This is a genomic window from Mesorhizobium ventifaucium (genome assembly GCF_935822925.1).
Taxonomy (GTDB): domain Bacteria; phylum Pseudomonadota; class Alphaproteobacteria; order Rhizobiales; family Rhizobiaceae; genus Mesorhizobium; species Mesorhizobium ventifaucium.
The window spans coordinates 1-8,813 of the sequence record NZ_CAKXZS010000052.1 but is presented as its reverse complement, the minus strand read 5'-3'; the positions used below and the strand labels follow the sequence as shown (position 1 = coordinate 8,813).

The 8,813-nt window shown below is 62.6% G+C and carries 7 protein-coding genes and 1 pseudogene; 4 read left to right on the top strand and 4 right to left on the bottom strand.

Annotated elements, in window-relative coordinates; genetic code table 11:
* Positions 1-158 (bottom strand): acetoacetate decarboxylase family protein (locus NMG70_RS29405; protein ID WP_254027375.1); only part of this gene is annotated, 158 nt, incomplete at its 3' end.
* A gap of 102 nt (positions 159-260) precedes the next feature.
* The gene (locus tag NMG70_RS29400; protein ID WP_254027725.1) at positions 261-1,433 is read right to left on the bottom strand and encodes a patatin-like phospholipase family protein; all 1,173 of its coding nucleotides are present in this window, start codon (positions 1,431-1,433) and stop codon (positions 261-263) included.
* A 124-nt stretch (positions 1,434-1,557) separates the two neighbouring features.
* On the opposite strand from NMG70_RS29400, the gene NMG70_RS29395 reads away from it, so the two are divergent.
* A complete protein-coding gene (locus NMG70_RS29395; protein ID WP_254027724.1) occupies positions 1,558-2,181 on the top strand; it encodes a TetR/AcrR family transcriptional regulator in 624 nt (207 codons plus the stop codon).
* 106 nt (positions 2,182-2,287) lie between these two features.
* Here the strand turns inward: NMG70_RS29395 and NMG70_RS29390 are convergent, their stop codons facing one another.
* Positions 2,288-3,310: an alcohol dehydrogenase catalytic domain-containing protein gene (locus tag NMG70_RS29390; RefSeq protein ID WP_301555195.1), complete on the bottom strand. Its 1,023-nt coding sequence runs from the start codon at positions 3,308-3,310 to the stop codon at positions 2,288-2,290.
* 440 nt (positions 3,311-3,750) lie between these two features.
* On the opposite strand from NMG70_RS29390, the gene NMG70_RS29385 reads away from it, so the two are divergent.
* Together NMG70_RS29385 and NMG70_RS29380 are read left to right on the top strand one after the other, a co-directional pair.
* Entirely contained in the window at positions 3,751-4,962 is a 1,212-nt protein-coding gene (locus NMG70_RS29385; RefSeq protein WP_254027722.1) for an efflux RND transporter periplasmic adaptor subunit, read from the top strand.
* Positions 4,959-8,141, top strand: coding sequence for an efflux RND transporter permease subunit (locus NMG70_RS29380; RefSeq protein ID WP_254027721.1), 3,183 nt, complete (start codon positions 4,959-4,961; stop codon positions 8,139-8,141). The genes NMG70_RS29385 and NMG70_RS29380 overlap by 4 nt, the downstream gene beginning before the upstream one ends.
* A 25-nt stretch (positions 8,142-8,166) precedes the next feature.
* Here the strand turns inward: NMG70_RS29380 and NMG70_RS29375 are convergent, their stop codons facing one another.
* Positions 8,167-8,409: a hypothetical protein gene (locus tag NMG70_RS29375; RefSeq protein ID WP_254027720.1), complete on the bottom strand. Its 243-nt coding sequence runs from the start codon at positions 8,407-8,409 to the stop codon at positions 8,167-8,169.
* Positions 8,410-8,491: 82 nt separating this feature from the next.
* On the opposite strand from NMG70_RS29375, the pseudogene NMG70_RS33410 reads away from it, so the two are divergent.
* A pseudogene (locus NMG70_RS33410) lies at positions 8,492-8,693 on the top strand (DUF1403 family protein); the annotation flags it as partial.
* Positions 8,694-8,813: the final 120 nt, after the last annotated feature.

The following is an 8,813-nucleotide window of genomic DNA, read 5'->3' as shown; positions in this document are numbered from 1 at the left end:
TGAAGCGGCTCCGGCACGAGGTCACGCAGCTTCTGCGGATCGGTGCGATAGGTGATGATCAGATACTCCCGATTTCGGAAGCGATACGGACCGGCCGGATAGGCCGGGCTGGTCAGGGGCATGGCGAAAGCGCTCGCCCGGACAGTGTCTTGCTGCATGTCTGAAAATTCCTTTGGGCTGGATCAAGCGGTTCGCTTGCGTTCAGAAGGACCAGGGTGGCCCCGCGACGGTGACGTCAGCCTTTTGGCGGTGACTGACCTCTATTCCTGCCCGTCGGCAGCAAGGTCATAGGTGCTAACCCCGTCCTGATTGTCCGGCCGACGGAGCGCCTCTGGATGGCGCAACGTGCGCAAAGCGTCGAAGTAACCAGCCCGCCAATGCTCTTCCATGGACAGCCGCGAGAATTCGTAGTCCTTCGAGTGGGTTTCATACTGCTTCGAGCCGTAGATCAGATGGACCAGCTTGTAGACCTTGTGGTCTGCAATTGAGCTCAGCATTCTCGCCTCCTCGCTACCTAAAAGGTCCGCGGGCAGTTTTGCCAGAAGGTTCGCGAGCGTGTGTCGGGCGCGCTGGTACTGCTTGAACTGATCGGTATGGGCGCGCGTTCGGCTCGAATACTGGATTTCCTTTTGCCGTGCCGCGACGTCGGCCAGATTTCGGGGAAGCTCGCCGCGCTCGCTCCAGAGGTCGACCTGGAAGGCAATCGTGTCCTGCCGCGTCCCGTGCTCGACGACCCACTGCAACGGCGTGTTGGAAACGAGGCCGCCGTCCCAGTAGAACTCGCCCTCGATCTCGACCGCAGGGAAACCGGGCGGAAGCGAGCCGCTGGCCATCACATGCTCGGGCCGGATCGTATGCGTCTCATTGTCGAAGTAGACGAGATTTCCTGTCCGCACGTTCACGGCGCCGACACTGAAACGCATGCCGCCCGCGTTGATCCGGTCGAAGTCCACAAGCCGATCCAGAGTGCTCTTGAGGCGATTGGTGTCGTAGAAGCTCGTGCTTTCAATTGAGCCATTCGGGTACAACCAGGGAACGGGCTGTCGCAGGCTGAAGAAGCCTGGGGCCCCGGCGACGAGCGCGCAGGCTGCACTGAATTGATTGAAGAGCGCGCGCGGCAGATTGCCCCTCGGAGCGAGAGCGTCTGCGGCGGCAGTCCAGTCGAAAAGTGGATTGGCGGTGATCTCCCGCCAGAAGGTCCGCAGTTTCTCAACCCGTTCGGCCGGCTCGTTTCCAGCGATAATCGCGGCGTTGATGGCGCCAATGGAGACGCCGGCAACCCAATCTGGATGAATGTTAGCTTCCGCAAGGGCTTCGTAGACGCCGGCCTGGTAGGCTCCGAGCGCACCGCCTCCTTGCAACACCAGCGCAATGCATTCGAAGGGCAGACGCCGTTCCGCAGTTCGGAAATCCTTTTGGGGCTGAAAGTTCATCGAATGCTTTCCTTCTCACCGAGCGTGACCTCGCGGCCCTTCGCCGTCCGCATGGGGACCGGCTTCAATTTCAATTTGCACTAATATGTCAAAACGACTATATCGTCAATATGAGAATTGCATAATGGTGCAATTGCAAAAAGGGCATGAACTAATGGCAAAAGTCGATTTGGCGCGCAGGGCGGAGATCGGGCGTGAGAAGCGGGCGCGAACGCGTGCGCAGATCGTGGAGGCAGGGGCGACGCTCCTTGGGGGGCGTACGAACGAGGCGATCACGGTGGATGCTGTCGTTGAGGCTGCGGGCGTTGCCAAGGGGACCTTCTACTATCACTTCAAGAGCATCGGAGATCTGGCGGCTGCGGTCGGGGCCGGGCTCAGTCAGAGCTTTGATGAGCTGCTGTCGCCTGCCAGGCTCGAGCGGCGGGATCCGATTGAGCGCCTCTCTTTCGCGTTCATGAAATTCTTGGAGAGAGCGAGCGCGGATACGGACTGGGCCCGCCTTGTCATTCAGAGTTCGCAATCACCCATTGAGTTCGGCATGGGGGTCCGCGCAAATCTCAAGGCGGACATCGGGGAAGCGATTACCCAGGGCCGGGTGAGCGTGCGCGACGTTGAGTTGGCAGCCGACATCGCAATTGGAATATGGCTGGAGGTGACGCGCGGAATTATTGCGCGAGGTCCCCGGCCCGAAACGACCAGCCAAGCGCTCGAAGCGACGCTTCGAGCTCTCGGCCTCGGCCAGCGCTGAATAGTGTTGGATAAAGCATCCCGGCCGCATGTTTTGATGGACAACGCACCTTATGAAAGCCTGAGGTGCGCCCCTTCGCGCTCGTCGCAACGTCTCGACTGTGGTGTCAGGGCAGCAGCAGCGCGCGGCCCGGCTGTCTTTTCCTGACGTGGTCGAAAGCCTCGCCTGCTGCGGCGAGCGGCTTGCACAGCCCGATCGGCAGGCTGACATGGTTGTGTTCGACGAACTGGCGCAAATCATCCAGTGCTGCCTTGTGCGGCTTGAAGAGGACCCATGCGTAATTGCTGGCGCCCTTGGGCAGCGCGCGTCGGTGATGCTTCTTTTGCGAGATTGTCTTTAGCAAACCGCGCAGCCAGCCAAGCCGGTCGAAGTTCCCTAACATTGGGTGCACGGTGGTTGCGTGACCGAGCGCACCGACGCGCAGACAGCCAAGCAACGCGAGATCGTCTTCCCAGGTGGCGAAGTTGAGAGTCGCGTCGAAAGTGCGCCCCAGGGAGACGAACAGCTCGTCTGTTCGCTCGACCACCTCGGTGGCACCCGCCTCGAGACACGCCTTGCTGTTTGACTTCCGGGCAATCGCCGTAACTCTCGCGCCCCATGAGGAGAGCATCTGCGTTGCTAACGTTCCTAGTGCGCCGGCGGCACCGTGGACCAGCACGTTCTTTCCGGCGGCGTTCTCCCGGGAAAGGCCCGCGCCGCGTACAGCCAGCCACATTGTCGTGAAGCTGTAGGGAATTGCCGCGAGCGGGTGAAGGTCAAGGCCTTCCGGAACGGCCAGCACGTGGACAGCCTTGACCAGCACATGGCTGGCATGGGTCCCTTCGGTTGAAGCAGGCTTTACGCCGTAAACTCGATCGCCGATCTTGAAAGTCGCCACACGAGAGCCTACCGCCGTAACCGTACCCGCAAAGTCGTTGCCGAGCACTAGCGGAAACGTGCCGGCTCCGATCAGCGATAGGAGCTTCCGGCCATAGCCTTCGGAGCGGCGCACATCGATCGGGTTGACGGAAGCTGCGGTCACGGCGACTTCGATTTCAACTGCCGCCGGCCTTCGCCTTGTTAATTGACGAACTGTAAACCCGTCCGAGCCGCCAGGCCCGAGGCACAAAGCTGCAGCGCCGGATGTCATGCCCTGGACCTCCCTGCCTTGCCGAGGTCGGCGCCGAACTTCAACGCAGTTGCGAACCCGTGGCATCGGCTACGGAGCACGTGCGACCCTGGGGCTTGAGATACGCTTGTCACTAGCCTTTCCTCCTGTCTGGCAAACGCCCACCGCTAATCATATTTGTACATTATAGTCAAAACGACTAAATAGTCAATATGAATCATACAGCGGCGTGAATTCAATGGCTGCTCGGCCGCATGGCGATGCCTACGCAGCGGATAAACGCGAGATGTGCGTTCGCGCTCCCCGGCTAGCCGCTTCCTTGTCAAGGTTGATGATGTTCAAGTTTGTTCAATAGCAAGCTGTCGGTTGTGGTGGTCCGTTCAAAAAGATTGATTTGTGCGGCACACCCGGTACCTAGATGTTACGGACTTCGCATGAAGGGCCGACTACGAGGGGTAACCATGGTTCACACTGCACGCCTCCGCCACGATTCTCTGGCCGCCCCCTCCAGCAGAAACGTCCCTGCAAAATGGCTCGCCGCCGCGGCCTTCGCGGCGATCGGCTTGCTCGCGGCCTCGGCCGCACAGGCGCAGGAAGCGCCTCCCGCGCCCGTCGTCACGGTAGCCAAGCCGCTGGTGCGCGATATCGTCGAGGACGATGAGTTCGTCGGACGTTTCGAAGCCGTCGACCAGGTTTCGCTGCGCTCCCGCGTCGGCGGCTATCTCGACCAGGTCCATTTCCAGGACGGTACGCTGGTCAAGCAGGGCGACCTCCTGTTCACCATCGACCAGCGGCCGTTCAAGGCGGCGCTGAACCAGGCGCAGGCGCAGGTCGACTCGGCCAAGACCCTGGTCGAATTCAGCAAGATGCAGTTCGAGCGCGCCGAGACCCTGTCGCGCGAAGGCAACATACCGGTTTCGACGCTGGACGACCGCCGCCGCGAATATCTCGCCGCCCAAGCGCAACTGGACGGCGCGGAGGCGGCACTTGAAAACGCAAGTCTCGATCTCGAATTCACCGAGATCAAGGCGCCGTTTTCCGGCCGGGTCGACCGCCGGCTCATCTCGCCGGGCAATCTGGTGCAGGCCGACCAGACCGTGCTGACCACCATCGTCTCGATCGACCCGATCAACTTCTATTTCGACATCGATGAGCGGACCTACTTCGCTTATGCGCGCGACGCCCGCGAGCGCGGCGGCGTCATGCAGGAGGGCGCCGGCGGCGTCGATGTTGTCGTCCGTGTCGCCGACCGGGATGAAGCGACGTTCAAGGGCAAGCTCGACTTCGCCGAGAACCGTCTGGACGAAGCTACCGGCACGATGCGGGCCAGGGCGCGCTTCGACAACAAGGACGGCGTGCTGCAGCCGGGCATGTTCGGCCGCATCAACGTGCCCGGCTCGCTGCCGCATCCGGGCGTGCTTCTGCCTGACGAGGCGATCGGCGCCGACCAGAACCGCCGCATCGTCTTCGTTGTCGACGAGGCAGGCCTGATCTCGGCCAAGCCGGTCCGCACCGGCCCGCGCATCGACGGCTATCGCGTTATCCGCGCGGGCCTCACCGGCGAAGAGACCGTGGTAATCAACGGGCTGGTGCGAGTGCGGCCGGGCGTCACCGTCAAGTCCGAGATGACCACGTTGCCGCCCAAGGTTGAAGCCGAAGGGCAGACGCAATGAACTTCGCCCATTTCTTCGTCAACCGCCCGATCTTCGCGGCGGTGCTGTCGATCGTGCTCGTGCTCGTCGGCGGCATCGCCTATACGCAGCTTCCGGTCGCGCAATATCCCGAAATCGCGCCACCGACCATCGTGGTGCGCGCCTCCTATCCGGGCGCCGACGCCGAGACGGTCGCCGCGACCGTGGCGACGCCGATCGAACAGGAAATCAACGGCGTCGAGCACATGCTCTACATGTCGTCCTATTCCTCCGGCGAAGGCTCGATGTCGCTCACCATCACCTTCCGCCCCGGCACCGATCTCGACGCGGCGCAGGTGCTGGTCCAGAACCGCGTCTCGATCGCCGAAGCGCGCCTGCCGGAAGAGGTGCGCCGGCTCGGCATCACCACGGCGAAAAGTTCGCCCGACCTGATGATGGTCATCCATATGCTGTCGCCCGACGACACATATGATCAGCTCTACGTCTCGAATTATGCGCGTTCGCGCGTGCGCGACGTCCTGCTGAGACTGGACGGCGTCGGCGACGTGCAGATCTTCGGCGAGCGCGAATATTCGCTGCGCGTCTGGCTCGACCCGGAAAAGCTGTCCGCCTACGGCATGACCGCAGGCGACGTAGTCCAGGCGCTGCGCGACCAGAACGTCCAGGTGTCGGGCGGCTCGATCGGCGCGCCGCCGATTGGCGACGGCTCGGCCTTCCAGTATACGGTCACCACGCAAGGGCGCTTCCAAGACGCGCGCGACTTCCGCTACGTCATAGTCAAGTCGACCGAGGACGGCCGCTTGATCTCCCTGCAGGACGTGGCGCGCATAGAGCTCGGCGCCAGGGACTACGTCACCAATTCCTATCTCAACAACAAGGCGGCGGTGGCGCTCGGCATCTTCCAGCGGCCGGGCACCAATGCCTTGGCCTCGGCGGAAGAAATCCAGGAGACCATCGCGGAGCTTTCGGAGGATTTCCCGGAGGGGCTGGCCTACGAGATCATCTACAATCCGACCGAGTTCATCGCCGAATCTATCAACGAGGTCTATGTCACCATCGCCGAGGCGATCCTGCTGGTGATAATCGTCATCATCGTGTTCCTGCAGTCGTGGCGCATGGCGATCGTGCCGATCGTGGCGATACCGGTCTCGCTGATCGGCACGCTTGCCGTGCTGCTCGCTTTCGGCTTCTCGCTCAACATGCTTACTCTGTTCGGGCTGGTGCTGGCGGTCGGCATCGTTGTCGACGACGCCATCGTGGTTGTGGAAAATATCGAGCGGAACATCCGGCTGGGGCTCGCTCCGCGCGCCGCTGCGCACAAGACCATGGATGAAGTGGGAAACGCGGTCCTCGCGATCTCGCTGGTGCTGATCTCCGTCTTCGTTCCGGCGGCTTTCATTCCCGGGATTTCCGGCCAGTTCTACCTGCAGTTCGCCATCACCATCGCGGTCTCCACCGCGATCTCCGCATTCAACTCGCTGACGCTTTCGCCGGCTCTCGCTGGCGTGCTTTTCAAGCCGCACATCGAGGAACATTCGAACTTCTTCCTGGCAAGGTTCGGCCGCGCTCTGGCGAACGGGTTCAACAACGGGTTCGACAGGATGGCGGACGGCTATGCGTGGCTGGTGCACAGACTGGTCGGCACGACTCTGGCGCTTGCCGCCATGCTGCTCGTCTTCGCAGGCCTGCTCTACGCGACCTATCACATGCTGCAGACGGTGCCGCGCGGCTTCATCCCGAACATGGACCAGGGTTATGCGATCGTCGTCTTGCAATTGCCGGAGGGCTCTTCGCTCGCCCGAACGGACGCGGTCATCCGGAAGGCGTCGGATATCATCCGCGAGACGCCGGGTGTCGCCAACGCCGTCGCCTTCGCAGGATTCAACGGCGCGACATTCACCAACGCCAGCAATTCCGGCGTGATCTTCGCGCCATTCAAGAGCTTCGAGGAACGGCTCGAGAGCGGCGATACTTCCGACAAGATCATCGGCACGCTGTTTGGCAGCCTGCAAAGCATCCAGGAGGCCTTCATCATCGCGCTGCCGCCGCCGCCAGTGCGGGGCATCGGCAACTCCGGCGGCTTCAAGATGATGCTCCAGGAGCGCAACAGCGCCGACATGCGGCCGATTCTGGCGCTGGCCAACGAAATCGCCGGCAAGGCCAACCAGACGCCCGGGTTGATGGGCGTCTTCACCACCTTCTCGGCCTCCAGCCCGCAATTCTTCCTGGCGATCGACCGCGACAAGGCGCGCATGCTGAACGTGCCGATCCCCAACATCTTCGAGACGCTGTCGATCAATCTAGGCACCGCCTATGTCAACGATTTCAATGCCTTCGGTCGCGTCTACCAGGTGCGGGCGCAAGCCGACCAGGCTTTCCGCATCGATCGCGACGACATATTGAAGCTGAAGGTGCGCTCGGCGGCTGGCGACCTGGTGCCGCTCGGCACACTGGTCGAGATCCGCGACGTCACCGGTCCCTCGCTCGTGCAACGCTACAACATGTATGTCTCCGTGCCGCTTCAGGGCAATGCAGCGCCGGGTGTCGCCACGGGAACGGCGCTCGACCTGATGGAGGGGATCGCAGCCGAATCGCTGCCGCAGGGCACTTCCTTCGAATGGACTGAACTCGCCTTCCAGGAGCGGCAGACCGGCAACACGGCGGTCTTCATCTTCGGCCTGTCGGTTCTGTTCGTCTTTCTGGCGCTCGCCGCGCTATACGAAAGCTGGATTATGCCCTTCGCCATCGTGCTTATCGTCCCGCTCAGCGTGCTGGCCGCCCTCTTGGGCGTCGCCTTCCGCGGTCTCGACAACAACATCCTCGTGCAGATCGGGCTGATCGTGCTCATCGGCCTGGCGGCGAAGAACGCGATCCTGATCGTCGAGTTCGCGCGCCAAGGTGAGGAGCGCGGCCTTGACGCCGTCGAGGCGGCTGTCGAGGCCTGCCGGCTGCGGCTGCGGCCGATCCTGATGACGGCATTCGCCTTCATCCTGGGCGTGGTGCCGCTAGTGATCGCCAGCGGGCCTGGCGCGGAAATGCGCCAATCGCTCGGCACGGCCGTGTTCTCCGGCATGCTGGGCGTGACGTTGTTCGGCCTCTTCCTGACGCCGGTCTTCTACGTTGCTCTGCGCAGGACATTCCGGCGCAGGCGGCCTGAAGCCGGCCCGACCCTGGCTTCCGAGAGCGGCGCAGCCGAGTAGACGCCGAGCCGATGAGGCGCCGGGTTCAGGCTGAAGCCGGACCGGTGGGTTCCTGGAGGGATGGATCGGCGATCCATCCCTCCAGCGGATCGAGATGTTCCGGCGCGCCGTATCGCTCGCTTCGCATCGTCCACGACCAGGCCGTCTGGATCGCGCAGAAAAGCGCATCGAGCCGATCGCCGCTGGGGTCGTCGGCCAGATCGCGCGGAGCCTCGACTCGTATCGAATAGCTGCGCTCCAGTTCCCCGTCTAAAATCAATGCCAGCATCCGATGGCGCGTCTCCCGCAGGTGAGTGCAAAAATGCTCACCAACAAGGCGGCCCAAATCTCTCTCGCGCCACCCCAGCACGCTGCCCGGCGCTGGTCTAGCCGCGCCCATTGCGGCGGTGCCGAGCTGGCCGCGTCGTGCCTCCCGATGCGCAAGGTCTTGCGGGGAAAGAGGTCGATGACATTGCAATCACCGCCGGCACCGCCATCGGTGCCCTTGATGCGGTGGTCCGCCGGCAAGAGCGATGGGCCGGAACTTGGCGGCAGCGGCTGGCGCTTCCGGCGAGGCGGCTTTGGCTATGAGTGCCGGTAAGTCCCGCAGGACGGTGACCATCATCGCGGCAAGATAGCTCAAGTTCGCGATCAAGGGGACAGTACGACGGCGCGATAACACTTTCGCTCTCG